At 66.7% G+C, this 25,916-nt stretch carries 25 protein-coding genes; 10 read left to right on the top strand and 15 right to left on the bottom strand.

Annotated features, from left to right (window positions below; genetic code table 11):
• Positions 1-9 precede the first annotated feature (9 nt).
• Positions 10-171 carry a hypothetical protein gene (locus HAPAU_RS20830; protein ID WP_157078416.1) on the bottom strand — a complete coding sequence of 54 codons (162 nt, stop codon included), beginning with the start codon at positions 169-171 and terminating at the stop codon, positions 10-12.
• Positions 172-335: 164 nt separating this feature from the next.
• Here HAPAU_RS20830 and uvrB point away from each other — a divergent pair, with 164 nt between their 5' ends.
• Complete coding sequence (gene uvrB, locus HAPAU_RS04220; RefSeq protein WP_066380008.1) at positions 336-2,396, top strand: excinuclease ABC subunit UvrB; 2,061 nt, start codon at positions 336-338, stop codon at positions 2,394-2,396.
• Here uvrB and HAPAU_RS04215 read toward each other — a convergent pair.
• Positions 2,393-3,457 (bottom strand): nicotinate-nucleotide--dimethylbenzimidazole phosphoribosyltransferase, encoded by a 1,065-nt coding sequence (locus HAPAU_RS04215; RefSeq protein ID WP_066380005.1) that lies wholly within the window; start codon positions 3,455-3,457, stop codon positions 2,393-2,395. The genes uvrB and HAPAU_RS04215 overlap by 4 nt on opposite strands.
• A gap of 303 nt (positions 3,458-3,760) precedes the next feature.
• Between HAPAU_RS04215 and HAPAU_RS04210 the strand changes: the two genes are divergently transcribed.
• The 3 genes from HAPAU_RS04210 to HAPAU_RS04200 all read left to right on the top strand — a co-directional run bounded on the left by HAPAU_RS04210 (position 3,761) and on the right by HAPAU_RS04200 (position 8,084).
• On the top strand, positions 3,761-6,160 hold the full coding sequence (locus HAPAU_RS04210) for a ribonucleoside-diphosphate reductase subunit alpha (RefSeq protein WP_066380003.1): 2,400 nt from the start codon (positions 3,761-3,763) through the stop codon (positions 6,158-6,160).
• Positions 6,160-7,152, top strand: coding sequence for a ribonucleotide-diphosphate reductase subunit beta (locus HAPAU_RS04205; protein WP_066380002.1), 993 nt, complete (start codon positions 6,160-6,162; stop codon positions 7,150-7,152). Before HAPAU_RS04210 ends, HAPAU_RS04205 begins: the two co-directional genes overlap by 1 nt.
• 122 nt (positions 7,153-7,274) lie before the next feature.
• The gene (locus tag HAPAU_RS04200; RefSeq protein WP_066380001.1) at positions 7,275-8,084 is read left to right on the top strand and encodes a DUF7839 domain-containing protein; all 810 of its coding nucleotides are present in this window, start codon (positions 7,275-7,277) and stop codon (positions 8,082-8,084) included.
• A gap of 52 nt (positions 8,085-8,136) precedes the next feature.
• On the opposite strand, the gene HAPAU_RS04195 is transcribed toward HAPAU_RS04200, so the two are convergent.
• Positions 8,137-9,879, bottom strand: coding sequence for an excinuclease ABC subunit C (locus HAPAU_RS04195; protein WP_066380000.1), 1,743 nt, complete (start codon positions 9,877-9,879; stop codon positions 8,137-8,139).
• Between the two features lie 126 nt (positions 9,880-10,005).
• Between HAPAU_RS04195 and HAPAU_RS04190 the strand changes: the two genes are divergently transcribed.
• The 4 genes from HAPAU_RS04190 to HAPAU_RS04175 are packed head-to-tail and all read left to right on the top strand — an operon-like array spanning position 10,006 to position 12,343.
• Positions 10,006-10,209, top strand: coding sequence for a dodecin family protein (locus tag HAPAU_RS04190; RefSeq protein WP_066379993.1), 204 nt, complete (start codon positions 10,006-10,008; stop codon positions 10,207-10,209).
• A 38-nt stretch (positions 10,210-10,247) separates the two neighbouring features.
• Positions 10,248-10,502, top strand: a complete 255-nt coding sequence (locus HAPAU_RS04185) for a hypothetical protein (RefSeq protein WP_066379992.1) — start codon at positions 10,248-10,250, stop codon at positions 10,500-10,502.
• 42 nt (positions 10,503-10,544) lie between these two features.
• Positions 10,545-11,453 (top strand): ABC transporter ATP-binding protein, encoded by a 909-nt coding sequence (locus tag HAPAU_RS04180; RefSeq protein ID WP_066379990.1) that lies wholly within the window; start codon positions 10,545-10,547, stop codon positions 11,451-11,453.
• On the top strand, positions 11,450-12,343 hold the full coding sequence (locus HAPAU_RS04175) for an ABC transporter permease (RefSeq protein WP_066379987.1): 894 nt from the start codon (positions 11,450-11,452) through the stop codon (positions 12,341-12,343). Before HAPAU_RS04180 ends, HAPAU_RS04175 begins: the two co-directional genes overlap by 4 nt.
• Here the strand turns inward: HAPAU_RS04175 and ligA are convergent, their stop codons facing one another.
• Both ligA and HAPAU_RS04165 read right to left on the bottom strand, forming a co-directional pair.
• On the bottom strand, positions 12,344-14,458 hold the full coding sequence (ligA, locus tag HAPAU_RS04170; RefSeq protein ID WP_066379985.1) for an NAD-dependent DNA ligase LigA: 2,115 nt from the start codon (positions 14,456-14,458) through the stop codon (positions 12,344-12,346).
• An 84-nt stretch (positions 14,459-14,542) separates the two neighbouring features.
• On the bottom strand, positions 14,543-15,373 hold the full coding sequence (locus tag HAPAU_RS04165; RefSeq protein ID WP_066379983.1) for a manganese catalase family protein: 831 nt from the start codon (positions 15,371-15,373) through the stop codon (positions 14,543-14,545).
• 212 nt (positions 15,374-15,585) lie between these two features.
• On the opposite strand from HAPAU_RS04165, the gene HAPAU_RS04160 reads away from it, so the two are divergent.
• Together HAPAU_RS04160 and HAPAU_RS04155 are read left to right on the top strand one after the other, a co-directional pair.
• Positions 15,586-16,698 carry a pyridoxal-phosphate-dependent aminotransferase family protein gene (locus HAPAU_RS04160; protein WP_066380318.1) on the top strand — a complete coding sequence of 371 codons (1,113 nt, stop codon included), beginning with the start codon at positions 15,586-15,588 and terminating at the stop codon, positions 16,696-16,698.
• Between the two features lie 50 nt (positions 16,699-16,748).
• On the top strand, positions 16,749-17,648 hold the full coding sequence (locus HAPAU_RS04155) for a nucleoside hydrolase (RefSeq protein ID WP_066379978.1): 900 nt from the start codon (positions 16,749-16,751) through the stop codon (positions 17,646-17,648).
• Positions 17,649-17,653: 5 nt separating this feature from the next.
• Here HAPAU_RS04155 and HAPAU_RS04150 read toward each other — a convergent pair whose 3' ends face one another.
• The 10 genes from HAPAU_RS04150 to HAPAU_RS04120 form a co-directional block, all read right to left on the bottom strand.
• Complete coding sequence (locus HAPAU_RS04150) at positions 17,654-19,357, bottom strand: ABC transporter ATP-binding protein (RefSeq protein ID WP_066379975.1); 1,704 nt, start codon at positions 19,355-19,357, stop codon at positions 17,654-17,656.
• Positions 19,354-20,220, bottom strand: coding sequence for an energy-coupling factor transporter transmembrane component T family protein (locus HAPAU_RS04145; protein ID WP_084383662.1), 867 nt, complete (start codon positions 20,218-20,220; stop codon positions 19,354-19,356). The genes HAPAU_RS04150 and HAPAU_RS04145 overlap by 4 nt, the downstream gene beginning before the upstream one ends.
• Positions 20,217-20,846, bottom strand: coding sequence for a hypothetical protein (locus tag HAPAU_RS04140; protein ID WP_066380316.1), 630 nt, complete (start codon positions 20,844-20,846; stop codon positions 20,217-20,219). Before HAPAU_RS04140 ends, HAPAU_RS04145 begins: the two co-directional genes overlap by 4 nt.
• Before the next feature lie 102 nt (positions 20,847-20,948).
• Positions 20,949-22,121 (bottom strand): enolase C-terminal domain-like protein, encoded by a 1,173-nt coding sequence (locus tag HAPAU_RS04135; protein ID WP_066379972.1) that lies wholly within the window; start codon positions 22,119-22,121, stop codon positions 20,949-20,951.
• A 36-nt stretch (positions 22,122-22,157) separates the two neighbouring features.
• Positions 22,158-22,634, bottom strand: coding sequence for a hypothetical protein (locus HAPAU_RS04130; protein WP_066379970.1), 477 nt, complete (start codon positions 22,632-22,634; stop codon positions 22,158-22,160).
• A 57-nt stretch (positions 22,635-22,691) separates the two neighbouring features.
• Entirely contained in the window at positions 22,692-23,381 is a 690-nt protein-coding gene (locus tag HAPAU_RS22190) for a hypothetical protein (protein ID WP_245634024.1), read from the bottom strand.
• Complete coding sequence (locus HAPAU_RS22185; RefSeq protein WP_245634023.1) at positions 23,378-23,530, bottom strand: hypothetical protein; 153 nt, start codon at positions 23,528-23,530, stop codon at positions 23,378-23,380. Before HAPAU_RS22185 ends, HAPAU_RS22190 begins: the two co-directional genes overlap by 4 nt.
• The gene (locus tag HAPAU_RS22180; protein ID WP_368085873.1) at positions 23,469-24,242 is read right to left on the bottom strand and encodes a serine hydrolase domain-containing protein; all 774 of its coding nucleotides are present in this window, start codon (positions 24,240-24,242) and stop codon (positions 23,469-23,471) included. The genes HAPAU_RS22185 and HAPAU_RS22180 overlap by 62 nt, the downstream gene beginning before the upstream one ends.
• Positions 24,155-24,550 (bottom strand): hypothetical protein, encoded by a 396-nt coding sequence (locus tag HAPAU_RS22870; protein WP_368085872.1) that lies wholly within the window; start codon positions 24,548-24,550, stop codon positions 24,155-24,157. The genes HAPAU_RS22180 and HAPAU_RS22870 overlap by 88 nt, the downstream gene beginning before the upstream one ends.
• 83 nt (positions 24,551-24,633) lie before the next feature.
• Complete coding sequence (locus HAPAU_RS04120) at positions 24,634-25,830, bottom strand: MFS transporter (protein ID WP_066380315.1); 1,197 nt, start codon at positions 25,828-25,830, stop codon at positions 24,634-24,636.
• Between the last annotated feature and the right edge of the window lie 86 nt (positions 25,831-25,916).

Genomic DNA, 25,916 nt, shown 5'->3' with positions numbered 1-25,916 from the left:
TGAACCGACTCAGAACTCGACTGTGCCGATCCAGCGGTCTTCGCCGTGGGCCGGGCAGAACGGCTCGTGATTGCGCTTGCAGTTCTCGTCCATACACCACCCGCACTCACACCACTCCTGTAGCGTGTAGTCCGGGAAGCGATGCCGGCAGAGCGTGCATCTTGTTCCCATATACTGTGTTACATCATAGCACAGCTTAACCCCGTCGTGAGTCCCGCAGTTGAGGTGTTTTACCCCTGAGGCGACCGGTACCGGTCGTAATCGAGTCCAGAGGGACGGTTCACTTTCACCCTGCAGGCGAGCGGATCAAGTGGCTCCGGACCCTTGCACACTCAATGAGCGACAGCAGTTCCGGTCCACTGCGGCCCGACAGACCGGAGGCCGAGAAGCCGTTCCGCGTCGAGGCTCCCTTCGAACCGGCCGGAGATCAGCCCGAGGCGATCGAACAGCTCGTTTCGGGCTACGAGTCGGGAATGGACCGCCAAACCCTCTTGGGCGTGACGGGTTCGGGCAAAACCAATACCGTCAGCTGGACCGTCGAGGGCATTCAAACTCCTACTCTGGTCATCGCCCATAACAAGACGCTCGCGGCCCAGCTCTACGAGGAGTTCAGAAATTTATTCCCGGACAACGCCGTCGAGTACTTCGTCTCCTACTACGACTACTACCAGCCCGAGGCCTACGTCGAGGCCTCCGATACCTACATCGACAAGGACGCCTCGATCAACGACGAGATCGACCGGCTTCGTCACTCCGCGACCCGCTCGCTACTCACCCGCGACGACGTGATCGTCGTCGCCTCGGTCTCGGCCATCTACGGGTTGGGCGACCCGCGCAATTACGTCGACATGAGCCTCCAACTGGAGCAGGGCCAGCGGATCGACCGCGACGAGCTGCTCAAGGGCCTCGTCGACCTGAACTACGAACGCAACGACGTGGACTTCACGCAGGGGACCTTCCGGGTTCGGGGCGACACCGTCGAGGTCTTCCCGATGTACGGTCGGTATGCCGTGCGCGTGGAGTTCTGGGGCGACGAGATCGACCGGCTCAGTAAACTGGACCCCCTCGAAGGCGAGCTCAAAAGCGAGGAGCCGGCCGTCCTCATCCACCCCGCGGAGCACTACTCGATCCCAGAAGAGCGCATGGAAAACGCCATCAGCGAGATCGAGGAGGACCTCGCAAAACGGATCCGCTATTTCGAGCGAAACGGCGACATGCTCTCGGCCCAGCGTATCGAGGAGCGCACCACCTTCGACATCGAGATGATGCGCGAGACGGGCTACTGTTCGGGCATCGAGAACTACTCGGTGTATCTCTCGGATCGCGAGTCGGGCGACGCTCCTTATACCTTGCTCGACTACTTCCCAGAGGACTTCCTCACCGTCATCGATGAATCCCACCAGACGATTCCGCAGATCAAGGGCCAGTACGCCGGCGACAAATCGCGCAAGGACTCGCTGGTAGAGAACGGCTTTCGTCTTCCCACGGCGTACGACAACCGCCCGCTGACCTTCGAAGAGTTCGAAGAACGGGTCGGAAAACGCCTGTACGTTTCGGCGACACCCGGCGATTACGAACGCGAGGTCAGCGAGCAGATAGTCGAACAGATCGTCAGGCCCACGCACCTCGTGGATCCCGCCGTTTCGGTCCAGTCCGCACAGGAGCAGATCGACGACCTGATGGCCCGGATCGATGAGCGCGTCGAGCGCGACGAGCGGGTGCTGGTCACGACGCTTACCAAGCGCATGGCAGAGGACCTCACCGAGTACCTCGAAAACGCGGGCGTGGGCGTCGAGTACATGCACGACGAGACCGACACCCTCGAACGCCACGAACTCATCCGGGGACTTCGACTCGGCGAGTTCGACGTTCTTGTAGGTATTAACCTCCTGCGTGAGGGGCTTGACATCCCGGAGGTCTCCTTGGTCGCCATTCTGGACGCCGACCAGCAGGGATTCTTGCGCTCGCGGACCACCCTGATCCAGACGATGGGTCGGGCCGCGAGAAACGCCGATGGCGAGGTCGTCCTGTACGCCGACGAGACGACCGACGCGATGGCCGAGGCCATCGAGGAGACCCAGCGCCGCCGGGAGATCCAGCGCGAGTACAACGAAGAGCACGGCTACACGCCGACAACCATCGACAAGGAGGTCGGCGAGACCAACCTCCCGGGGAGTAAGACCGACACCTCGAGCGTGACCGGCGACGCCCCCGAGGACGCGGAGGCCGCACAGGCGCGAATTCAGGCCCTCGAAGAGCGCATGAACGAGGCCGCGAGCAACCTGGAGTTCGAGCTCGCGGCGGACATCCGGGATCGGATCCGCGAACTCCGCGAGGAGTTCGACGCGCTCGCCGACGACGAGGGCGTCGTTCCCGAACCGGAAACCGAGTTCTAAGGCCGCGATAGCGAGCGTTTCGAGCGAGTGAGCCGGTCGTAGACCGTCTCGATCCGCTCGCGGACCGCGTCCATCGGAACCCCATCGCGCTCGGCCAGCCACAGTGCCCCGCCCATCCCGACGCCCTCCTTCGCCTCGCCGGCGGCGTAGGCGGCCATCGCCGGGTGGTTTCGACCATCGAATCCGGGGTCAGTCACCTGAAGGTCGAGATCGAGATCCGTCGCCAGCGCCTCGATCCCGGCACTCCCGTCCTCGGCGACGAACGAGGTGGTCGCGAGCCGCAGCGGTGCCTCGACGCCCGCGTGACGCGCCAGCGCGGCGGCCGCCGCGAGCTGGGTACCGCCCGCGAGGGTCACCTCGATCCCGGCGTCGGTCGCCCCGACGATCAGGCCCGCGACCGCAGCCAAAACGGGATCGCCGACACACCGAACCGCTTCTATCGGTGTGCCCGCGGCGTCGCCGGGTTCGAGCCCGCTCGAAGCAAGGGCGTCGTCCACTACCTTCCGTTTGAGCGCAAGCGGGTTCGCCGGTAGCGACGAGGAGACGGCCGGCCGCTCGCCCAGCGCCCCCAAGACCGCCATCGCGGTCGTCGTCCCGCCGGGGATCGTCTCGCCGATGGCGAGTTCGGCATCGGGAAGCGACCGGCCGAACCCCTTTGCCGTGTCGAACAGCTCGCGGGCGTTTTCGACCGGTTCCTCGTCCCGGATATCGCTGCCCGGCTCCTCGCCCAGCGAAACGGTCGGCGCGCCGCTCTCCCGTTCGAGTCCGGCGTCCATCGGTGTCACGTCGAAACCCACCAACTCGCGGATCGCGCGGGTGTGGACCGCCGGGGTCGGACAGCCGGTGGGACTGACCGGTACGGTCGGGGCGCGGGTCACGTCGCCGTATTCGAGGAGCTCGAGGTCCGCACTCGGGGTGGTCGCCATCGCCTCGGGATCCGCCCCGGCGGCGCTGATCGGTCCATCCCTCCCCTCGACCCCCGCCGTTCGGGTGCTCCCGGCGACAACGATCAGCCGCTCCGCTTCGGTCCCGCCTGGCCGCCGCCCTCGTTCCTCGACCATCACTGAGCCGTCTCTCTCCCAACCGGACTTTAATCGGTCGATAGAGGGGTTCAACGCGGGTTCGGGTGGCGGTGGCTCGTCGGTTCGGTGTGTGGGTTCTCTCGCGGGAGTCCTCCGGACTCGATCCTCCCCTCGGCGCTCGTTGAGCCCCGCTTCGCCACCAACTATATCAATCATACTTGTTCTATAAAAACTAAACTTGGTAATATTTATGCCGGTGCCGACGGAGGGACGAACACGGCCCGATCCGCCGCCCTGAGTGGCGCTGTGCCGGTAGTGGCGACGCTGTCGGGTCGAGTTATCATGAGCCAGGCTACGAAGCGAACCGACACGATCGAAACGATATTGGAACGGGCGTGGAGCGACCGGGTGGACGACGAGGCGCGCTCGGAGATCGCCCGCGCGGCCGAGCGCGATTGCTATGCGGGCGCGAGCCGCGAGGAGGTCTACGAGGCCGTTATCGGGGCACTCACCGCCCGAATCGACCGCGAACCCGAGTATAAGACGGTTGCCGCACGGGTCTTCCGGGAGCGGTACTTCGAGGAGCGCGTCGGCGAGATTGAAGACGGGGACCGTGAGAAGGCCTACCGGAAGTCGTTCGTCGCGTCGATCGAGCGCGGGGTCGAGGCCGACCTGCTCGACGAGCGCATGGCCGAGTACGACCTCTCGAGCCTCGCCGAGGCCCTGGAGATCGGACGCGACGACCGACTCGATTATATGGTGATGGAGACGCTCTCTCAACGGTACTTCCTCCGTGACGGCGACGAGCCCATCGAACTGCCCCAGACGTTCTGGATGCGGGTCGCGATGGGAATCGCGCTCCGGGAGGCCCCCGACGAGCGCGAGGAGTACGCGAGGGAGTTCTACGAGCTGCTCTCGACGCTGCGGTTCGTCCACTCGACGCCGACGCTGTTTCACGCCGGGACGACCCACCCGCAGCTCTCTTCGTGCTATCTGACCACCGTCCCCGACGACCTCGAGGGCATCTTCGACGCGTACAAGGAACACGCGAAGCTCTCGAAGTGGTCGGGCGGGCTCGGCAACGACTGGACCCCCCTTCGCGCCAGCGGCGCGCGGATCTCCTCGACGGGCGTCGAGTCGACGGGGACGGTCCCGTTCCTGAAGATCGCGAACGACGTGACCGGCGCGATAAACAGGAGCGGGAAACGGCGCGGGGCGGCCTGTGCGTACTTGGAGGCGTGGCATATGGATTTCCCGGCATTTCTCGACCTGCGGCGAAACACCGGCGACGAGCGCCGGCGAACCCACGACATGAACACGGCGGCGTGGGTGCCCGACCTGTTCATGAAGCGCGTTCAGAACGACGAAAAGTGGACGCTGTTCTCGCCCGAGGAGGTGCCGGATCTGCACGGCTCCTACGGAGCCGAGTTCGAGGAGCGCTATGAGGAATACGAACGACAGGCCGAAAATGGCGCACTCGACCAGTACGAGCGGTGCGAGGCCGCCGAGCTGTGGCGCACGACCCTCACTCGGCTGTTCGAGACCGGCCACCCGTGGATCACGTTCAAGGACCCCTGTAACGTCCGCTCGCCCCAGGATCACGCGGGTGTCGTCAACTCCTCGAACCTCTGTACGGAGATCACGCTGAACACGAGCGAGGAGGAGACCGCCGTCTGTAACCTCGGCTCGGTGAACCTCTCGCGCCACGCAAGCGAGGACGGCCTCGACCGCGAGCAGTTAGAGGACACTGTCCACACCGCGATGCGGATGCTCGATAACGTCGTCGACCTGAACTTCTACCCCACGGAGAAGGCAGAGCGCTCGAACATGCGCCACCGGCCAGTTGGCCTCGGTATCATGGGCTTTCACGACGCCCTGCTTGAGCAGGGGATCCCGATGAACTCCGAGAAAGCAGTCGCGTTCGCCGACCGCACTCAAGAATTTGTCTCGTATCACGCGATCTTCAGTTCCTCGAAGCTGGCCGCCGAGCGCGGCGCTTACGACAGCTACGAGGGGTCGAAGTGGGACCGCGACCTCCTCCCGCAGGACACCGTTTCACTCCTCGAGGAGGAACGGGGACGGGAGATCCCGATCGACGTCGAGGAGCGCCTCGACTGGGGGCGGGTGCGCGAGCACGTCGACACGCACGGAATGCGAAACTCCAACACGATAGCGGTCGCGCCGACGGCGACCATCTCGACGATCGCGGGGACAACCCCTTCGATCGAGCCGGTCTATTCGAATTTATATGTAAAATCGAACATGTCCGGCGACTTCACCGTGATCAACGACCACCTCGTCGCCGATCTGCGCGAGCGGGGGCTGTGGACCGGCGAGATCCGCGACCGGATCAAGTACCACGACGGCTCGATCCAGGAGATCGACGCGATCCCCGACGAGCTGAAGGAGCTCTACCGGGGCGCCTTCGAGATCGACCCGCGTCACCAGCTTCGCCTCTCGGCGGAGCGTGCGACCTGGATCGACCAGAGCCAGTCGCACAACGTCTTCTTCCCGTCGACGGACGGCTCGCTGCTCGCGGGCGTCTACGAGACCGCCTGGAAGCTCGGCCTGAAGACGACCTACTACCTCCGGACGCTGGGCGCGAGCCAGGTCGAGAAGACCACTCTCGACATGCGCGAGTACGACGACACCCAGTTCCGCGATTCGGACGACGAGGACGGTGGAAACGAGGAGAGTAGCCTGCCGAGCGTTGAGGACCCCACCTGCGAGGCCTGCCAGTAATGCCGATCATCAACGACCAGGGCCACCACGACCCCAACAAGATCCTGCCCATCGATTACGACTGGGCCCGCGAGTACTACAAGGCCGGCGTCGCCAACAACTGGACGCCCGAGGAGGTGCCGATGGCCGACGACGTTCACCAGTGGGAGAACGACGCGCTCAGTGACGAAGAACGACAGCTCGTCGAGTGGAACCTCGGGTTCTTCTCCACTGCGGAGTCGCTGACAGCCAACAACATCGTTCTTGCAGTGTATGACTACGTCACCGCCCCCGAGTGTCGCCAGTACCTCCTCAGACAGGCCTACGAGGAGGCGATCCACACCGACACGTTCATCTACTGCTGTGATTCCCTTGGGTTCGATCCTGAGTACCTCTACGGGATGTACGACCGCATCCCCGCCATCGAGGCCAAGGACGAGTTCGTCGTCGACCTCACGCAGGTGATCGACGACCCGGACTTCGAGATCCGTAGCGAGGAAGACGTCCGGGAGTTCCTCCGGGACCTCGTCGGCTTTTACGTCATCATGGAGGGGGTCTTCTTCTACGCGGGCTTCGCGATGATGCTGGGGCTGAAGAGGAACGGAAAGATGGTCGGCGTCGGCGAGCAGTTCGAGTACATCATGCGCGACGAGTCGCTGCACCTGAACTTCGGGGTCGACCTGATCGAGACGATCCGCGAGGAGAATCCAAGGGTGTGGACTGCCGAATTCGAACGCGAGATCGAGGGACTGATCCGTGAGGCCGTCGAGCTCGAACGACGCTACGCCCGCGAAGCCTGCCCCGAGGAGCTCCTCGGGATGGGGCCGGCGCAGTTCGCCGAGTACGTCGAGTACGTCGCCGACAGACGCCTCGACCAGCTGGAGATGGAGCCGGTCTACGACACCGACAACCCGTTCCCGTGGATGGCAGAACAGGTCGACCTGAACAAGGAGAAGAACTTCTTCGAGACCAACGTCGCGGAGTACCAGTCGGGCGGCTCGCTGGAGTGGTAGGTACCGCCGAGGGCGTTTCCCGGCCGTTCGCCCCGACCGAAACACAAGTGTATTGGAGCGAAATCCGTCTTCACCCGCTCGAAGCACAAAATTACTTGTCCTGTGGCTCCCGAGTGGCCCCAATGGCGGACACCGAAAGAGCGGGGTCGAGCGTCCTGCGGAGCAAGCGCGACGCCACGCGGTATCAGATCCTCGTGGAGATCGCCGAACGCCAGCCCGCCGTGAGCCAGCAGGAGATCGCCGACGCCATCGGGATCACCGCCCAGGCGGTCAGCGACTACCTTCGGGGACTCGTCGAAGAGGGGTTCGTTGAGAAGGGCGGTCGGGGGCGTTACGAGGTGAGCAAGGAGGGCGTCGACTGGCTGATCGGCCGGACGGACGAGCTCCGGACGTTCACGGCCCACGTCGCCGAGGACGTCATCGGCCAGGTCGAGATCGAGACGGCGCTCGCGACCGACGCGATCGAGGACGGCCGGACGGTGAGCCTCTCGATGGCCGACGGGGTACTCCGGGCGACCCCCGGCGAGGCCGGCGCGGCGACCGCCGTCGCGATCACGGGCGCCGACGAGGGACAGGACGTCGGGATCACCGACGTCGAGGGCGTGCTCGACTACGAACTCGGTCGGGTCACGATCGTCTCGCTGCCCCGGGTCCACGAGGGCGGCAGTTCGGTCGCAGATTCGGAACCCCTCAGAGAGTACGCCGCCGCCCACGATCTGGTGGCGACCGCGGGAACCGAGGCGGTCGCGGCCGCGCGAGCGGCCGGCCTCGACCCCGAGATCCGATTCGGGACGCCCGACGCGATCAGGGAGGCGGCGACGAAGGGACTCGACGTGCTCCTGCTGGCGACCGAGGACCGACTGGCGGCCCATACCGAGGCGCTGCGTGAGGGGACCGTCGGTTACGAGATGGTCGAGGCCGCAGACAGGTAGAGCCGCAGCGACCGTCCTCCGCCTCAGAGCCGTTCGGAGATCTCATCACGCCTCAGAGCCGTTCTGATATCGTCCTCGCGGTCTTTTTCCCGACGCCCTCGACGCTTTCGAGGTCGCCCGTCGAGGCCTTCCTGATCCCCTCGACGCTACCGAACCGTCGCAGGAGGCTCGTCCTCGTCTTCGGGCCGATTCCGGGCACGTCGTCGAGCACGGTCGAAACGTCGTCCCGGAGCGTCTGGTGGTACTGGACCGCGAAGCGGTGGGCCTCGTCGCGCACCCGCTGGAGGAGGTGGAGATGCGCGGCATCGGAGGGCCAATCCAGCGGCCCGTCGGGCGTGATCACCAGCTCCTCGGCTTTGGCGAGCGCGATCGTCGGTATCTCCCAGCCGACCTCGCGCATCGCCTCGCGGGCGGCGTCGAGCTGGCCCTCCCCGCCGTCGATGAGCAGGAGGTCGGGGTCGGGGCGGTCGTCCCGTCCCTCGACGGCCCGAAGCGCGCGCCAGCGCACCAGCGCGCGCATGTTGGCGTAGTCGTCGTTTCGCTCCTCGAGTTTCTTCCGGCGATATCCCGACGTGTCGCTCTCGCCGCCGACGAACAGCACGTCGCTTCCCACGACGGATCTCCCCTGAGCGTGGCTCACGTCGAACCCCTCGATGCGTTCCGGACGATCCATCGACAGGGCCTCCCCGAGCGCGCTCACGGGGTCGTCGCTGTAGTCGCTCCGCCGGGCGTTCTTGATCGCGAGATCGACGAGAGTGGCCTCCCGGCCCGCACCGGGCACCCGGAGGTCGACGCCCTCGCGTTCGAGCCACTCGCGCAGTTCGGGGTCGGCGGGGTCTTCGGGGACCAGAACGGCGTCGGGAAGGTCGCGTTCGGCGTAGTACTGGGCGATAAAGGCCGCGAGGACGCCCGCGTGGCCGTCCGTACCCTCCTCGGCGTCGGGGATCGTGAGGTGGTGGCGCTCGCGGTCGACCAGCTGACCGTTCTCGCTCTGCAGGCGCGAGACGATCGCGCGCTCGCCCTCGGTCGCCACCCCGAGCACGTCGACTGCGCGGGCGTCGCTCGCGTCGCTAATGGCCTCGCCCCGTCCCTCGTGGAAGCTCTCGACCGCGTCGAGTCGATCACGCAGGCTCGCCGCCCGCTCGAAGGACTGCTCCTGAGCGGCCTGTTCCATCCGTCGTCGGAGGGGGTCGCCGAGCACACCCGTCTCGCCCGCGAAAAAGCGGTTCACCGATTCGACGTCTCCGATATACGCCTCGCGTCCGATCTCGCCGGTACAGGGCGCGGTACAGAGTCCGATGTCGTGATCGAGACAGGGTCGCGCTCTCCCCGAAAACTTGTGGTCCGAACAGCCCCGCACGCCGTAGACCTCCCGGAGGGCTTTCACCACGACTTCGACGACCCCCTTGTTCGTGAAGGGTCCGAAGGCGGTGGCCGCCGGATCGGGATCGCGCGTGATCTCGATGCGGGGGAACTCGTGGTCCGTGAGCTGGACCAGCGGGTATGACTTGTCGTCCTTCAGCCGGACGTTGTACCGGGGCTGGTGGCGCTTGATCAGGTTCGCTTCCAACAGGAGGGCCTGCGTCTCGGTGTCCGTGACGGCGAAATCGATCGTCTCTGCAGCCTGCACCATCCGGTGGATCCGCGCGCTCCTGGGGTCCGCATAGGATCGGACTCGATCCCTGAGATCGACCGCCTTGCCGACGTACAGCGTCGTCCCCTCCGCGAGGAACTGATAGACCCCCGGTTCGCGCGGCAGCGTCGCTGCATGGTCTCCGAGTTCCGCCCCGTCCATTCGTCCGTTCTAGTCGCGCGAATCGTTTGAACCTGCCGCCCGCTTTTCCCCTCCGTCCGACCGGAAACCCGTCTAATAAATATCAACTGGTTAACTATATATCGCGGCCGGTTGTACCGACTTCCTATGACCGCCGTCAAGATCATCAAAGTGCTGGGTACCTCCGAGGAATCGTGGGAAGCGGCCGCCGAGGAAGCCATCGAGCGGGCGAACCAGTCGGTCGAGGGGATCAGGGGGATCGAAATCGAAGACTGGACCGCGAGCGTCGAGGACGGCCAGATCACCGAATACAAGGCGACCGTCGAGATCGCGTTCCCGGTCCAGGGGTAAGCGCCGCATACAAACCCGGCCGACCCGAAGCGTGGGGTATGACCGAGACCGTCCAGTGTTGGTTGGTCGAGCGCACGTACGACGACAAGGGGTTGATCCGGCTGGTGTATGCCCCGACCGACGGCTCGGGACAGTTCGTCACCGAGCGTGCGGCCGCGAGCGGCGTCGACGCGACCGCCGCGATGGAGGTCGATCCCGAGAAGCTCGACCCGATCGACGAGGAGAACGCCGAGCGCTACGAGGGCGAGGCAGAACGGATGGCCGGACGCCACGACCCCGACGAGTCGATCTGATCGACCTAAAGACCTATATCGGGGCTGGGTCTAGCGCGGGCAATGGCCGCGATCGAACTGCACGGCGTGAGCAAGCGCTACGACGACGTCGTCGCGGTCGAGGACCTCGACCTCGGTGTGAAGGAGGGCGAGGTCTTCGGCTTTCTCGGGCCCAATGGCGCGGGCAAGTCGACGACGATCAACATGCTGCTGGATTTCGTCCACCCCTCCGAGGGGACTATCGAAGTCCTCGGTTACGACGCCCACGCCGACAGCCTCAGGGTCCGCGAACGGATCGGCGTCCTCCCCGAAGGATTCGACGTCTACGACCGTCTCACGGGCCGGAAACACGTCGAACTCGCCATCGATTCCAAGGAGGCGAGCGACGACGCCGACGCCCTCCTCGAGCGGGTCGGTATCGCCGACGCCGCCGACCGCAAGGCCGGCGACTACTCGAAGGGGATGACTCAACGACTCGCACTCGCGATGGCGCTTGCGGGTTCGCCCGACCTCCTGATTCTGGACGAACCGTCGACCGGGCTCGACCCGAACGGCGCCCTCGAGATGCGCGAGATAGTGCGAGAGGAGGTCGAGCGCGGGGCGACCGTCTTCTTTTCGAGCCACATCCTCGGGCAGGTCGAGGCGGTCTGCGATCGGGTGGGAATCCTGCGGGAGGGCCGGCTCGTCGCCGAGGACAGCGTCTCGGGACTTCGCAAGGCCGCGGGGACCGACGCGACGCTTAGGATCACGGTCGGCGAACTCCCCTCGCGGGCGCTCGACCGGGTGCGTGCCCTCGAGGGCGTCTCGGGCGTCGAGCAGGACGGCTCGGTCCTCCGAGTGGGGGTCGAGGATGGCTCGAAGACCGCCGTGTTGAGTACACTCGAGGAGGAAGGCGCGGAGGTTCGGGACTTCGAGACCGAGGAAGCTTCGCTCGAAGACCTCTTTCGGGCCTACACGGAGGGTGCCGCATGAGCTGGCAGGTCGTCGCCCGCAAGGACTTCGCCGATTCGATCCGCTCGCGGGGGCTGTGGGTCGCCTCGGCGGTCTTCCTCGTGCTGTTCGTCGTGCCCGCCTACCTCGTCGCCGACGGTGTCGGCGGGGCCGTCGTCCAGCAGACCGGCCAGCAGATCTCCTCGGACGCCTTCATCAGCCTGCTGGCGTCGTTCGTCGCCTTCCTCATCCCGATCGTCGCGATCGTGCTCGCCTATGCCTCGGTCGCCGGCGAGCGCGATTCGGGCACGCTGAAGCTCCTGCTCGCGCTGCCCCACTCGCGCCGCGACGTCGTGCTCGGGAAGATCGTCGGACGAAGCGCCGTGATCGTCCTGCCGATCCTGCTGGGCTTTCTGGCCGCCGCGATCGTCTTCCTGATCACGCCCGTCTCGCTCGAAGTCGGCAACTACGTCGCCTTCGCGCTGCTGTCGGCGCTTCTGGGCGTGGTGTTCGTCTGTCTCGCGGTCGGGATCTCCGCGGCGGCCCGAACCCGCCGACAGGCCATGCTCGGGAACGTCGGCGTCTACGTGATCTTCTCGCTGTTCTGGGGGAGCTTCGCCGAGGGGCTGGTCAGCCTGCTCAACGAATACACCGATACGGCCTTCGAGACGCTCGTGCGGGTCCAACTCGCGACCCGACTGCTCAACCCGGTCGACGCCTACCAGTCGCTTGCCGCGATCCTCTGGACGCAGGACGCGCTGGGCGCGCGCCTCTCGCTGTTCGGCGGCGGGCTCGCCGGACAGGTGTACGGCCAGGCGCTCGATCCCCTCCCCGCCTATTTCTCGGACCCGGTCGTCGCAGTCGTCTTCCTCGCGTGGCTGGTCCTTCCACCTGTAGTGGGCTATCTCGCCTTCCGGGACGCCGATCTGTAGCTATCGGAACGCGTCATCGAGCGTCCGCTGGTTCGGTGATTCCTCGTGATCCTGTCGATCCATCTCTTCACCCGTCCCCACCAGCTCCTCGAACTCCTCGGGCGAGAGTTCGGGCACGTCGTTCTCCGCGGCGTCCTCGCGCTTGCTGGTTCCGGGGTCCTCGCCGACGACGAGGTAGTCGGTGTTGCCCGAGACGCTGCCCGTGACCGAGCCGCCCGCCCGCTCGATTTCCTCCTGTGCCTCGCTTCGGGTCCGGTCGGGGAGCGAGCCGGTGAAGACGAACGTCAGCCCTGAAAGGGCGTCTCCCGTCTCGCGCTCGACCGACTCGGGAGAGACGCCCGCCTCGCGAAGTTCCTCGATCACCCGCCGGTTCCCCTCGCTGTCGAAAAAGTCGCGGATCTCGCGGGCGACGACCTCCCCGATCTCGTCGACCTCCTGCAGTTCGTCCTCGCTGGCCTCCATCAGACCGTCGAGATCGCCGAAGGAGCTCGCGAGTTCGCGGGCGGTCGCCCGGCCCACGTGGGGGATGCCGATGGCGGCGAGGAAGGCAAAGAGCGGCGGCGATTTCGACCCTTCGAGTTCGGCCAGCAGGTTCTCGGCGCTCTTTTCGCCCCACCCGTCCAGTTCGACGAGGTCCTCCCGGTCGAGTCGGTAGAGGTCGGCGACGCTTTCGGTGACGAGCCCGGCCTCCAACAGCTGGTCGACGCGTTCGCCGCCCAGCCCCTCGATATCGAGGCCGGAGTCGCTCGCGTAGTACTGGACCGACCGGCGAAGTTGGGCGGGACACGCGAGCCCGCCGGTACAGAAGGCGATCGGGCCGTCGCGCTCGATCGCGCTGTCACAGACCGGGCAGGTCTCGGGAAATTCGAAGAACCCTTCGGAACGCTTTTCGACCACCTCGTCGACGTAGGGGATCACGTCGCCCGCGCGCTCGACGCGCACCACGTCGCCGACGTTGACGTTTTTCTCCCTGATCTCCGCGGGGTTGTGCAGGCTCGCCCGCGAGACGGTGACGCCGCCGACGTCGACCGGATCGAGCAGCGCAACCGGGGTTAATCGTCCCGTCCGGCCGACCTGCAGGGCGACGTCCTGAATCGCCGTCTCGCCGGCCCGCGCGGGGAACTTGTAGGCGAAGGCCCAGCGATAATGGCGAGCGGTCGCGCCCAACTCCTCGCAGGCGGCCCTGTCGTCGACCTTGATCACGACGCCGTCGATCTCGTAGTTCAACTCCTCGCGTTCGTCCATCAGTCGGTCGCGGTAGGCGATGGCGTCCTCGATATCCGAGACGAGTTCGGCGCGGTCGTTGGTCTGCAGGCCGTACTCCGGCAGGGTCGTGATTTCCTCCCACTGGGTGTCGAACTCCCGGCTGGCGTCCAGAACGTCATAGAAGAAGCAGTCGAGCGGGCGTTCGGCGGTAACGGAGGGGTCGAGTTGGCGGATCGTTCCCGCGGTGGCGTTTCGCGGGTTCGCGAAGGGATCGTCGCCGCGTTCGACCCGCTCGCGGTTGTACTCCTGAAAGGCGTCCCGCGGCATGAAGATCTCGCCGCGAACGGCCAGAAAGCCGGGATACTCCCCCCGGAGACGCTGGGGGATCGAGCGGATCGTTCGGACGTTTTCGCTCACGTCGTCGCCTTCTCTCCCGTTTCCGCGGGTCACCGCGCGCTCGAAGACGCCCTCTGTGTAAACGACCTCGATCGAGACCCCGTCGAACTTCGGCTCGCAGGTGTACTCGACCTCGCCTACTTCGCGGTCCATGCGTTCGGCGAACTCCCGGACGTCCGCCGCCTCGCCGCTCTGCTGGATCGAGAGCATCGGCGCGACGTGCTCAATCGTCTCGAGTTTGTCGAGGGGTTCGCCGCCCACCCGTCGGGTGGGGCTGTCGGGGGTCTGGAGGCCGAAGCTCTCCTCGATGTCGACGAGGCGCTGAAAGAGGGTGTCGTAGGTCCGATCCGCGATTTCGGGCTCGTTCTCGACGTAGTACCGGCGGTCGTGGTGGCGGATCGCCTCGCGCAACAGCTCGGCCTCGCGCTCGGCTCCCTCTTCGTCTAACTCGTCGACGGGAGTGAGGTCCTCCGGCGGCTCCCGGAGATAGGGGTTCTGCTCGCGTTCGCTCATTGGCCCCGCTTTCGGCCCGCCGATCAAAAACGCCTCCTTCTCGTGTGGGTTCCAGGTCGTTTGCGGTCGGCTTCGGGGTGTCGGTTACTCGGTCGGCTCGTTGTACGCCCGCGGGTCCGGCGAGGGCAGGTCAGGTTTCCCGCCGCCGGGCTGGCGGGCGAACGAGAACTCGCCCTTGCCGTCGACCGACTCGCCCGTCGTCCACGGCATTTCGGGGTCGTCGGTCGGCTCCCGAGTCGTCGAGAAGAACTCGTAGTTGAACTCCCGGTTTTCCTCCTCCTGCGGGAAGCTGTCAGGCACGGGCAGGTGGTCGAAGGCGTCCTCGGGGTCCCCGAGGTCCTGCAGCGCCGCGAGCCACTGGTTCTGGTGCATGGTGTCGCGGGCAATGAGGTACGATAGCATGTCCTTCATGCCCGGATCGTCGGTCATCTCGTACAGACGCGTCGCCAGCGTCCTCCCCGTCGCCTCGGCGGTCACGTTCGCGTAGAGGTCGCCCGCGGGGTTGCCGCTCGCGTAGACGTGATCCGTGCTGAAGGGATTGCCCTGGCTGTCCTCGGGCATCGCGCCGAAGCCTGCGGAAAGGAACTGCCGGGGTAGGTAGCCCTGCATCGCGGCGTTGACCGCGCCGTCCTGGGCGAACTCCTCGCGCATCCCAACGGGGGCTCCTTCGAGGTTCTTCGCGACCGCCGTCGCGAGCATCTCGACGTGGCCCAGCTCCTCCATCGCCGTCTCGTAGAGCAGCATGCGCATCTTCTCGTTCTCCGGCGGCTGGTTCATCCCCTGGAAGAGGTACTGCATGAACACACGGATCTCGCCCTCGACGCCCCCGATCGCCTGCTGGAGCATCCGCGCGAACGCCGGGTCGGGCTCCTCTACTTCGACCGGGTACTGGAGTTCGTTATCGTGGTAGAACATCACCTGTCGGTAGGACGGTCCGTTGGTAAGCGGTGCTGCTTGCGTGGGCGTCGGTATCATGACCCCTCAGATGCGGGATTTGCGCCGATGTCGACCCATGGGGCTTATCCCTTCGCGCGTGAACCGCGAGGTACGGACGGGTCGATGATCCCCTCGGTTTCGAGGGCGCCCGCTGAGCGCGCGGGACGGATCGACTCAACCGGGTGATTCACGTGACCGATAAACGCGAGTACACGGACGACTACACGGACAAGACGCTGTACATTCCGGGACCGACGGAGGTCCGCGAGGACGTCATCGAGGCGATGGCCCAACCCATGTTCGGCCACCGGAGCGAGCGGATGACCGACCTCTACACGACCATCGTCGAGGACACCAAGGAGTTCCTCGGCACCGCCAACGACGTCGTCATCCTCACCGCCTCGGGCACGGAGTTCTGGGAGGCCTCGACGCTCAACCTCGTCGACGAGGAGATCCTCGTCGCGACCTGCGGGAGCTTCAGCGAGCGCCACGCCAACGTCGCCGAGCGCCTCGGAAAGAGCGTCGACCGACTCGAGTACGAGTGGGGGCAGGCGGTCAAACCCGAAGACGTCCGCGAGGCGATCGAGGAAAGCGACAAAGAGTACGATGTCGTCGCCTGCGTGATGAACGAGTCCTCGACCGGGGTACGAAACCCCGTCGAGGAGATCGGTGACGTCGTTTCGGAGTACCCCGACACCTACTTCGTCGTCGACGCGGTTTCCGCGCTGGGCGGGGACTACGTCGACATCGACGAACACGGGATCGACGTGCTCTTTGCGTCCTCGCAGAAGGCGTTCGCCATGCCGCCGGGGCTGGCGGTCTGCACCGTCAGCGAGGGTGCCTACGAGCGCGAACTCGAGAAGGATTCTGCATCCTGGTACGGCGGGTTCCAGCGCACCATCGACTACTACGACCGCAAGGGCCAGACCCACTCGACGCCCGCGATTCCGGTCATGCTCGCCTACCGGAAACAGATGAAGCACATGCTCGAGGAGGGCCACGAAAGTAGGGATAAACGCCACCGCGAGATGGCCGAGTACACTCGCGAGTGGGCGCGCGAGCACTTCGGGATGTTCCCCGAGGAAGGCTACGAGTCCCAGACGGTGAGCTGTATCGAGAACACCCAGGGGGTCGACGTCGCCGGGACGATCGACGCCGTCAGCGAGGAGTACGACATGGTCTTCTCGAACGGCTACGGCTCGCAGCTCGGCGAGAAGACGTTCCGCATCGGCCACATGGGCGAACACGACGTCGAGAGCATCAAGGAACTGACCGACGCCATCGAGGACGTCGCTGGGCTCTAACCCCTCGAACTCGACCGAACCTTTACCCTCCGGACCCCGTAGGCGGGTCCATGTCGCTTCTCATCGATACGGATCCCGGCTGCGACGACGCGCTCGCGCTGTTGCTCGCGCTCGAAAGCGGCCTCGACATCGTCGGGCTGACGACCGTTGCCGGGAATTCTACTATCGCGAACACCACCCGGAACACGCTCGCGCTGCTCGAGTTCCTCGACCGCGATCCCCCGGTCGCCCGTGGGGCCGAGCGCCCACTGGTCAAACAGCAGGACACCGCCGAGTTCATCCACGGCGAAAGCGGGCTGAAGGGCGACCTGTCTGCTCCGTCAGGGGAGCCGGTCGACGTCTCCGGAGCCGAGTTCATCGTCCAAAAGGCACGCGAGGACGGAAACCTCACGATCGCCGCGATCGGCCCGCTGACGAACCTCGCGCTGGCGCTCGGGATCGAACCGGACCTGCCCGACTACCTCGACGAAGTCCTCGTCATGGGCGGGGCGGTCTACGCGCCCGGTAACCGCACGCCCGCGGCGGAGGCGAACCTCCACGCCGACCCCGACGCCGCGAGCCGAGTTCTCCAATCCCTCGACCCGACGTTCGTCGGCCTCGGTATCACGGTTCGGGCGACGCTCGACCCCGCCACCCTCGATCTCTCGGGTTCGCGCGGTGCGGTCGTCGAGGAGTGGCTGGAGTACTACCCCGATCACGTCCGCCGGCGCTACGGGATCAACCACTCGCCGGTCCACGACGCGGCGGTGATCGCCCATCTCACCGACGGGGTGCTGACGGTCGAAGAACGCGCCCTCGAGATCGACACGCGCGAGGGGCCCTGCCGCGGGGCGCTCCTCAGTGACGAGTACGGCGTCACCGAGGAGCCCGAAAACGGCCGGGTCGCGACCGACATCGACGTGTCGGCCTTCCGCGACGCGCTCGGCGGGGCGATCGGGTCCGCCCTGTAGGGCCGTTACTCGACGTACTCGAACAGTTCGTCGATCGAGAGCACGGTCGGAAGGCCGAGCTCGTGGCCGATTCGGGTCACGACCGGCGGGTCGACGTCGGTTTCGGCGAGGGTCTCTGGGTTGCCGAAGACCTCCCGCGGGTTCCCGTCCAGGAGGACCTCGCCCTGCCCGAGCGCGATCACGCGGTCGGCGTGTCTGCGCGCGAAGCCCACGTCGTGGGTGATGACGACGACGAGTTTGCCCTCCGCGACCAGTTCCTCGATGGCGTCGCCCAACAGCGCGGTCCCGGGGGCGTCCTGCCCGCCGGTGGGTTCGTCGAGGACGACCGTCTCGGTGTCCATCGCGAGCACCGAGGCGACGGCAACGCGCTTTCGCCGCGGCATCCCGAGGTCGTAGGGGTTTCGATCGCGGGCGTCCGTCAGATCGAGGCGCTCGATGGCGCGCTCGACGGTTTCGTCCGCCCGCTCCTCGTCGAACTTCAGGTTCTTCGGTCCGTAGCGCACTTCGGCCTCGACGCTGTCGTGAAACAGCTGGTCGTCGGGGTTCTGAAACGAGAGGCCGACGTGCCGGGCCAGTTGGGCGACGCGGGCGTCCGTCGTCTCTATCCCGTCGACCCGGACGACCCCTCGAGAGGGTTCGAGCAGGCCGTTCATGTGCTTGACGAAGGTCGTCTTGCCAGCGCCGTTCTGGCCGACGAGACAGACACAGCCCGACGCCATGTCGAGGGAAACCCCGGACAGGGCCTCGACACCGCCCTCGTAGACGTGGGCGACCTCCTCGAAGGCGACGCGCGGGTCGCCGTCCGCTTCCCTCCCCTCCGGCGAGGAGGGGACTGTCACGCCCCCGTCGGCCCGTCCGGCGCTCGTGTCCGAGACGTGCGGGCGCAGTTCCTCGATGGCCGCCGGAACGGTCAGTGGAGCCCCGTCGGTTTCGTGTCCCACCTCGCGGAGCCGCCGCCCGATCCGCACCGACTGAGGCACGTCGACGACCGCGTCGATCCCCGGCGTCGTAAAGACCTCCTCGGGGGCGCCGTCGTGCGCTATCTCGCCGTCCTCCATCACGAGCAGGCGGTCGAGGTGGGGCGCGAGCCGGTCGAGACGCTGGCTGACGACGATCACCGTGTATCCCTGTTCCTTCATCCCGGCGACGATCTCGAAGACCGCCTCGGCGCCGTGGGGGTCGAGCTGGGAGGTCGGCTCGTCGAGTACGAGCACGTCCGGGGCCATCGCGAGCACCGAGGCCAGCGCGACCCGCTGGGACTGGCCCCCGGAGAGTCGTTGGGGGTTGCGGTCGATCAGCTCCTCGATGCCCACCTGCCGGAGGCTCCCGACCGAGCGCTCGACGATCTCCTCGCGAGCCAACCCGAGGTTCTCGAGGCCGAAGGCGACCTCCTCGATTACCGTGGTGCTCGCGCCGGTCAGTTGGTCGAACGGGTTCTCGAAGAGCATGCCCACCCGTTCTGCGAGTTCGCCGATCGAGGCCTCGCGCACCGCCCGGTCGCCCACGCGGACGCTCCCCTCCAGTTCGCCGTCGAAGTAGTGGGGAACGTAGCCCGGGATCAGCCGGCAGAACGTCGACTTGCCGGCGTCGCTCGGGCCGGTGATCCCGACGAAACTGCCCGACTCGATCTCCAAGTCGAGGTTCGAGACTGCCCGCCCCTCTCCGGTCCGGTACCCCCAGGTGACGTCCTCGAATGTGATGTGTGTCACAGTACCAGCCTCCAGACAATCACGGCGATCAGGGCCAGTCCCGCGAGCCAGCGAATCGCCCTGTCGAGCCCCGTATCAGCGACGTCGAGCAGGTAGGTCCGCTCGCCTTTCCGGGTGAAGCCACGCGATTCGAGCGCGAGCGCGCGTGTCTCGGTCGCGATCAGCGTTCCGATCAGCAGCGGCGCCATCAGCGCGACGTACGATTTCACGCGGCTCGTGAGGTTCGCCGAGGTGTCGAGCCCCCGGGCCTGCTGGGCGTCGAGGATCGATTTCGCTCGGGTCTGCATCTGTGGGATGAACTGGAGTGCGGCCATGAAGACGTACGCGATCTTGTTCGAGACGCCCTTCTCCATCAGCGCGACCGTCAGTTTCTTCGGATGGGTCGTGACGATCGCGCCCAGCAGCGCGATCATGAGGACGGTGAGCCGAAAGAGGATCAACAGCGCGAACTCGATCCCCTCCTCGTAGAACGCCAACCGGTCGATTACGGGCACGGCGAGCGAGACCAGCACCGTCTCGTTCTGCGGATAGAAGAGCCCCTGAACGAGCACGAGCGAGAGCGCGAGCGGGCCCCCGACGGCGACGAGGACGGTCCCTACGGAGCGTGCGACGCCCGCCCCCGCCGTCGCGACCAGTACGAACAGCCCGACCGTCAGCGCGAGCGGGCCCCAGAAGGTGGGGAGGAGAAAGGCGATCAGGATCAGCGCCCCGCTCGCGACCAGTTTCGTCACCGGGTTCAGCCGGTGGAGGACGCTCGATCCGGGGCGATACTCGAACAGCGAGTCGGTCCCGTCGGCGTTCTCGATCAGCGCCTCGACGTCGACGTCCGTCGTCCCGGCCCCGGCGGTCGCGCCGTCGCTCATCGATCGCGCGCGAGCGCCCGCTGGCCGAACGAGGGCCGGTAGCGCTCGGGAACCGATTTGGCGATGAAGTACGCGATCACGACGCTCGCGATCTTGTCGACCGGCTCCATCACCAGTTGGGAGCCGAGCACGGCCAGTTCGGTGCTGAAGCCCGAGGCGAGGAAGGCCGCGACGACGACGTCGGGTGCGGTGCCGGTGATCCCGCCGAACAGCCAGACGAGGATCGGCCAGCTCACGAGCACCGAGGTCGCGGACACCGCGATCGCCACGCCGGCCAGTTTCAGGTAATCACGCTTCTCGCGGATGATGAACCACCCGCGCATCGCCAGGTAGCCCGCGACCAGCGCGATGGCCGCCTGCGTCAGCGCGAACGGCAACATCGTCGGAGAGCGGACCACCGAGAGCACGACGTTCGTCAGGATCCCGCCGACGGCCGCGACGAGCGGCCCGGCGAGGATCGCCAACAACAGCGTCCCGATCACGTCCAGAAACAGCGGGATCCGAAGCGCGTTGGTCAGCGCCCCGCCGACGACGTTGATCCCGACCGCGACGGGGATCAGAACCCACGCGAGCGTCGTGAACCCGCCGCCGAGCCGGTCGGTCATCGTTTGCGATTCCCCCGCCATCAGCGCCACCTCCCGTAGCCGATCGTATGTAGTACCATCGTTACCGGTAGAAACAGACAGCCGCTACTTAACCCCTTGGACACGGACTGACACGGTTCGCCGCTACTCGTACTCCCGGCCGCCCAGCGCGCGCGACTCGATGTACTCCCAGTCGTACTCGACGCCGAGTCCGGGGTCGTCCGGAACGCCGACCGTGCCCTCGGAATCGATCGTGTCCAGTTGATCCGAGTACCCGCCGAGATAGACCGGCGGCTGGGTGTTGGCGCATTTGGGGTGGACCAGCGCGAGTTCGTAGTAGTTCGCGTTCCGGGTCGACGCGATGCAGTGGCGCTGTGCGGGGCCGGGCGCGTGGAACTCCACGTCCAGCCCGAACCCCTCGGCGATCTTCGCGCGCTTCATCGCACCCGTGATCCCGCCGTCGTACTCGGGATCCGCGCGGACGAAGTCGGTCGCCCCGCTCGCGATGAAGTCGGTGAACGGTTCGAGGCCCCGGACGTGTTCGGTCTGGAGGATCGGGGTGTCGAGGTGCTCGCCCAGCTTGCGGTGGGCGTGCTGGGAGGTGCCGCCATCCCTGTACGGATCCTCGTACCAGTAGAACTCCTGTTTGTCACACGCTTTCCCCACCTTCAGCGCGTCGGCGAACGTCTCGTACTCGCAGGCGGGATCGAGCATGAGGTCCATCCCGCTACCGACGCGCTCGCCGACGGCATGCACCGTGGCGATCTCCCGGTCGATCTGGCGGGCGTCGTCGCCCCCGCCCCAGCCGTGGATCTTGAACGCCGGAAAGCCCCGCTCGCGACACTCCTCGGCGAAATCCGCGTACGCCGCGGGGGAGTTGAGCCCGCCGCTGTCGTCTGCGTGATAGGTCGAGGCATACGTGGGCAGACGCTCGCGGTAGGTCCCCAATAACTCGTGGATCGGGGCGTCGTGGTATTTTCCTGCGAAGTCCCACAGCGCGATGTCGAGCGGGCCGATTCCCATGCGGTCGTACTTCCTGAGCGCGCGCTTGAGTTCGCTCCAGTGGCGCTCCCGGTGGAGGGGATTCTTCCCGATCAGGTACTCCGCTACCGTGTTGATCTGGGCGAACGCCGGCGAGTTGCCGCCGACGTACTCGCCGGTGATCCCCTCGGTGGTCTCGATCTGGATGGCGAACAGCTTTCGCTCCGTGACCGCGCCGGGTTCGTAGGTGAGGTTGAAGCCGTGGGTATCGGTGCCGACGTCCTCGATCGGGTAGGAGAACTCGGTCGTCTGGATCCGCGTGATCCGTGGGTCCATACCGGGCACTCGCCGTCGAGCGGAAAAAGGTTGGGGCTATTCCTCGTCCGCGTCGGGGCCCCCGTCCTCGCCGTCGAGTCCGCCCCCCAGGTCGTCGAGACCGTCCACGTCCTCCCCGTCGCCCAAATCGCGGATGTCGTCGCTCTCCTCGACTTCGCCCTCGTCGAGTACGTCGATGTCGACCTCGACGGGGTCGCCGTACTGGTCCTCGACCACCTGAAGGACGAGTCGCCCGCCCTCGCGGCCGATCGCGCCGCCGATCGCGTAGCCCACGGTCTGTTCTGCGAACTGACCCGGTGTGTACCGTCCCACCGTCTGCTTGACGACGAGCCGGCCGGTCATCTGCCCGACGAGTTCGCCCATGCGCTCGAAGTCCATCGCCCCGGGATCGCCCCGTTCGAGCGCCTCGAAGTCGACCGCCTCGACGAGTTGCGTGATCGAATCTGCAGTAAAGGCCGCCTCCAGTCCCCGGTCGAATCCCCGTCCGAGCAGGTCCGGCAGGTTCGGTGCCATACCCGATTCTGACGCTCTAGACGGACAAAAAGCCTCCCTGCGCCTGCAGGGCGATCCTCAGAGCCTGAACCCCAGCAGGTTCCAGTAGCGAAGCACGGCGAGGAACGCCAGACACGCCAGCACCACTAGCGTGTAGTGGAGCCGAGAGAGCAGTCCCCAGTAGCGATCGCGCCACGCGAGGACGCAGCACGCGAGCGTTCCGAGCGTCGCCACCGCGCCCAGCACCGGTAGCGCGAGCAGCCCCAGCAACGTCGGGGACGCCTCCAACAGTATCGAACTCGGGTCGACGGCCACGAGCGCGCCGAGCCCGGCGGCGAACCCGACGAACAGTGCGCTCGCGAGCCCCGCCGTCCACCGGGCGGCCCGCGACCGTTCCGCCCCCGGCGGCCGGTCCCTCGCGCGGCGCCACGACCCGAGCGCGGACCAGCCGACCGCCGCCGAGAGGAACACGAGAAGCGAGAGCCCGATCGCCGCGAGCTGTGTCGTCGTCGCCTCGTACCACCCGAGGCGCTCGAAGGCCATCACGGGGACGCTCCCCAGAAAGAGGTGGGTGATCCCGTCCTCGCCCTCCTCGAAGACCAGCGTGTCCCCGCCGTCCTCGTGGCGAAAGACGAGCGGTTCGTCCTCGACCCACCGCTCGACGCCGACCCCGGGAAGTTCGGTGACGAGCGCGCCGACCTTCTCGTAGGTGGTATGGGGGTAGCGGATCGCCCGGTAGGAGCCCGAGTGATCCTCGCCGCGGGTCACCCCGGCGCCGGCGGCTCGGGCTCGCCGAGGTACCGGTCGAGAAACGCCTCGACGAACTCCTCGCGGGCCTGTGCCCCGCCGGGGCTGTTATACGAGACGAACAGGCCCAGATCGCGCTCGGGTGCGAGCAACAGCTGGCTGTGGAACAAGCTGGGTGTCCCCGCCGTGGCCGATGGCCCGCTCCTCGCCGTGGCTCGTCTCGTAGAAGCCGTAGCAGATCCCGTCGACCCGCTCGTCGTGGGCGAACCGCCGGCGGTGCATTGCCTCGACCGTCTCGGATTCGAGGATCCGCCCGCCGTCGAAGGCCCCGTCGTTCAAGTGGGCCAGCATGAACCGCGCCATGTCGGTCGCGCTCGCGCTCATCGAGCCGGCGGGCGGGATCCCGACGTACTCGAACTCGCCCTCGACGAACTCCCCGTTCCGATACCGGTAGCCCTTCGAGACCTCGCCGACCCCGTCGGGAACGGGTTGAGCGAACGTGCTTCGCTCCATGTCCAGCGGCTCGAAGACGTTCTCCCGGACGTACTCCTCGAAGGTCGTTCCGGCTTGCTCGGCGACGATATGGCCCGCGAGCGCCGCCCCGTAGTTCGAGTAGGAGGCCAGTTCGCCCGGCGGACGCACCCGCGCGGGTCGCTCGTCGGCGAGCGTCTCCCCGAGCGGCCGGAGGTCCTCGGGGCTCTCGACGAAGGTACCACGATAGCGCTCCTCGAAGCCGGGCGTGTGGGTGTCGAGGTGTTCGAGCGTGACCGGCTCGCCGTAGGCCTCGGGGATCGTCACCTCCGCCAGATAATCGTTGACGTCGGTCCCCAGATCGAGTTCGCCGCGTTCGACCCCCTGCATGGCGCCGGTCCAGCCGAACAGCTTCGAGACCGACCCGATCCGGAAGAGGGTCTCGGCGGCGTCGACGGGCCCCCCCGTTCGACATCCGCGCGGCCGTAGCCCTTCGCCAACAGGGTTTCGCCCCCGCCGACCACCGCGACGGTCGCGCCCGCGACGTCGTGTTCGGCGAGCCCCTCGGCCATCAGTCCGTCGACGAACGCCTCCAAGTCGTCGGGTTCGGGCGTCGCCCCCTCTTGGGCGCCGGCGGGTCGGCCGGCCAGCGCGCCCGCGGCGGCCATACCCGCGCCCTTCAGCACGGTCCGACGACGGAGTTCGGTCGCTCCTTCCATTTCCGTTATGCGTTCCTACTGAATCGGGACAGATACATAAAGATGGGCCGTCCTCCGGGGCGGTCCGTGGTCCATGACGGCGATCACTCGGGTCGGAACGTCCCCTCGACTGGGATCTCCACCCGTAGGAAGAGGGGGAGACAGACCGCGGCGATCAGGACCTCGAGGCCGCCTACGACGACGAAGGCGGCGAGATAGCCGTAGGTATCGGCGACGGTCCCGCCGAGCAGGAACCCGGTCAGGAAGCCGAGGCTCCCGGCGATGTTGAACCCGGCCATGGATGCGCCGCGTTCCCGTTGCTCGGCGAGATCCGTCACCAGCGCCATCGTCGCGGGCGAGACCAGCGCGCCGAGGATCCCTACCAGAACCATCCCCGCCTGTGCGAGCGCCAGCGTGGGGACGAGACCGACGAGGAGGATGGCTCCCCCGTAGCACGCCGAGCCGACGACAATGGGAAGCGTCCGGCCGATCCGATCCGAGAGGATCCCGAAGGGGTACTGAAGCAGGGCGAACGGGGCGAAGAAGAGTCCGAGGACGATCCCGGTCTGGGCGGGGCCGATCCCGAACGCCTCCTGGAAGTAGAAGGTCCCAACGAGCGCGAAGAACCCGGCGGTGAGGCGGTCGACGAAGCCGAAGGCGAAGGGGAGCCCGAGCGTCGGCGTTCGCGAGAGGCCGGCGAGGACCTCCCGGATCGAGCGCCGCCCTCCTGCTGGAGCGCGATCGGAGACGAACCCGAGGAGGGGGACGACCGAGAGTAGGAGGAATCCGGCGGCCCACAGCGGCGCCAGCGGATCGAACGCGGCGAGCTGGCCGCCCAGGGGCGCGCCGGTCGCGGTGCCGCCGCCGATGGCGATGCCCGCCGCGCCCATGTTCTTCCCGTGGCCGCCGGGTAGGTCCATGAGCATCGTCATCGAGAGCGAGAAGGCGGCGATGGTCATCGCCCCCTGCAGGACGCGGATCAACAGCACATGAGCGAAGGTGAGATCCACGACTGCGGGCAGGCCCGCGAGGACGAGATAGCCGGCCGCGCCGCCGGCCGCCCCGACGGCGATGAAGGGGGTTCGACGGCCCGCCCGGTCGCTTGCGGCCCCCCAGAGGCTCGCACAGACGACGAACGCCGAGAACTCCGCGACGAGAAACCACATGCTCGCGTCGAGGTCGGTGCTCGCACCGAGCGCCGCCACGAGGCCAGCGATCCCCGGATAGAGCAACACCTGTGCCAGCAGGACGACGAATATCACGGTCGCGAGCGCGATGCGATCGCGTCTCGGAGATGTCACGGTCGCCTCTAGGGGGTCGACCACCTAACGTTCTACGGATCGACCGGGACGACCGCGATCCCTGCAGGGACGGATGGTAGCTCGGC

Source organism: Halalkalicoccus paucihalophilus, from assembly GCF_001593955.1.
In the GTDB taxonomy this organism is placed as follows: Archaea; Halobacteriota; Halobacteria; order Halobacteriales; family Halalkalicoccaceae; genus Halalkalicoccus; species Halalkalicoccus paucihalophilus.
The sequence above is the reverse complement of the archived record's forward strand: the minus strand, read 5'-3'. Positions and strand labels throughout refer to the sequence as shown.

What these genes read in the sequence shown, in the direction of transcription:
- HAPAU_RS04190 (WP_066379993.1), top strand. Translation starts at nt 10,006, where the DNA reads ATGACCGCCGTCAAGATCATCAAAGTGCTGGGTACCTCCGAGGAATCG.
- HAPAU_RS04215 (WP_066380005.1), bottom strand. Translation starts at nt 3,457, where the DNA reads ATGGTCGAGGAACGAGGGCGGCGGCCAGGCGGGACCGAAGCGGAGCGG.
- HAPAU_RS04205 (WP_066380002.1), top strand. Translation starts at nt 6,160, where the DNA reads ATGCCGATCATCAACGACCAGGGCCACCACGACCCCAACAAGATCCTG.
- HAPAU_RS04195 (WP_066380000.1), bottom strand. Translation starts at nt 9,879, where the DNA reads ATGGACGGGGCGGAACTCGGAGACCATGCAGCGACGCTGCCGCGCGAA.
- HAPAU_RS04135 (WP_066379972.1), bottom strand. Translation starts at nt 22,121, where the DNA reads ATGGACCCACGGATCACGCGGATCCAGACGACCGAGTTCTCCTACCCG.
- uvrB (WP_066380008.1), top strand. Translation starts at nt 336, where the DNA reads ATGAGCGACAGCAGTTCCGGTCCACTGCGGCCCGACAGACCGGAGGCC.
- HAPAU_RS04140 (WP_066380316.1), bottom strand. Translation starts at nt 20,846, where the DNA reads ATGGCGGGGGAATCGCAAACGATGACCGACCGGCTCGGCGGCGGGTTC.
- HAPAU_RS20830 (WP_157078416.1), bottom strand. Translation starts at nt 171, where the DNA reads ATGGGAACAAGATGCACGCTCTGCCGGCATCGCTTCCCGGACTACACG.
- HAPAU_RS04210 (WP_066380003.1), top strand. Translation starts at nt 3,761, where the DNA reads ATGAGCCAGGCTACGAAGCGAACCGACACGATCGAAACGATATTGGAA.
- HAPAU_RS22870 (WP_368085872.1), bottom strand. Translation starts at nt 24,550, where the DNA reads ATGGAAGGAGCGACCGAACTCCGTCGTCGGACCGTGCTGAAGGGCGCG.
- HAPAU_RS04130 (WP_066379970.1), bottom strand. Translation starts at nt 22,634, where the DNA reads ATGGCACCGAACCTGCCGGACCTGCTCGGACGGGGATTCGACCGGGGA.
- HAPAU_RS04180 (WP_066379990.1), top strand. Translation starts at nt 10,545, where the DNA reads ATGGCCGCGATCGAACTGCACGGCGTGAGCAAGCGCTACGACGACGTC.
- HAPAU_RS04165 (WP_066379983.1), bottom strand. Translation starts at nt 15,373, where the DNA reads ATGTTCTACCACGATAACGAACTCCAGTACCCGGTCGAAGTAGAGGAG.
- HAPAU_RS04200 (WP_066380001.1), top strand. Translation starts at nt 7,275, where the DNA reads ATGGCGGACACCGAAAGAGCGGGGTCGAGCGTCCTGCGGAGCAAGCGC.
- HAPAU_RS04175 (WP_066379987.1), top strand. Translation starts at nt 11,450, where the DNA reads ATGAGCTGGCAGGTCGTCGCCCGCAAGGACTTCGCCGATTCGATCCGC.
- HAPAU_RS04155 (WP_066379978.1), top strand. Translation starts at nt 16,749, where the DNA reads ATGTCGCTTCTCATCGATACGGATCCCGGCTGCGACGACGCGCTCGCG.
- ligA (WP_066379985.1), bottom strand. Translation starts at nt 14,458, where the DNA reads ATGAGCGAACGCGAGCAGAACCCCTATCTCCGGGAGCCGCCGGAGGAC.
- HAPAU_RS04185 (WP_066379992.1), top strand. Translation starts at nt 10,248, where the DNA reads ATGACCGAGACCGTCCAGTGTTGGTTGGTCGAGCGCACGTACGACGAC.
- HAPAU_RS04145 (WP_084383662.1), bottom strand. Translation starts at nt 20,220, where the DNA reads ATGAGCGACGGCGCGACCGCCGGGGCCGGGACGACGGACGTCGACGTC.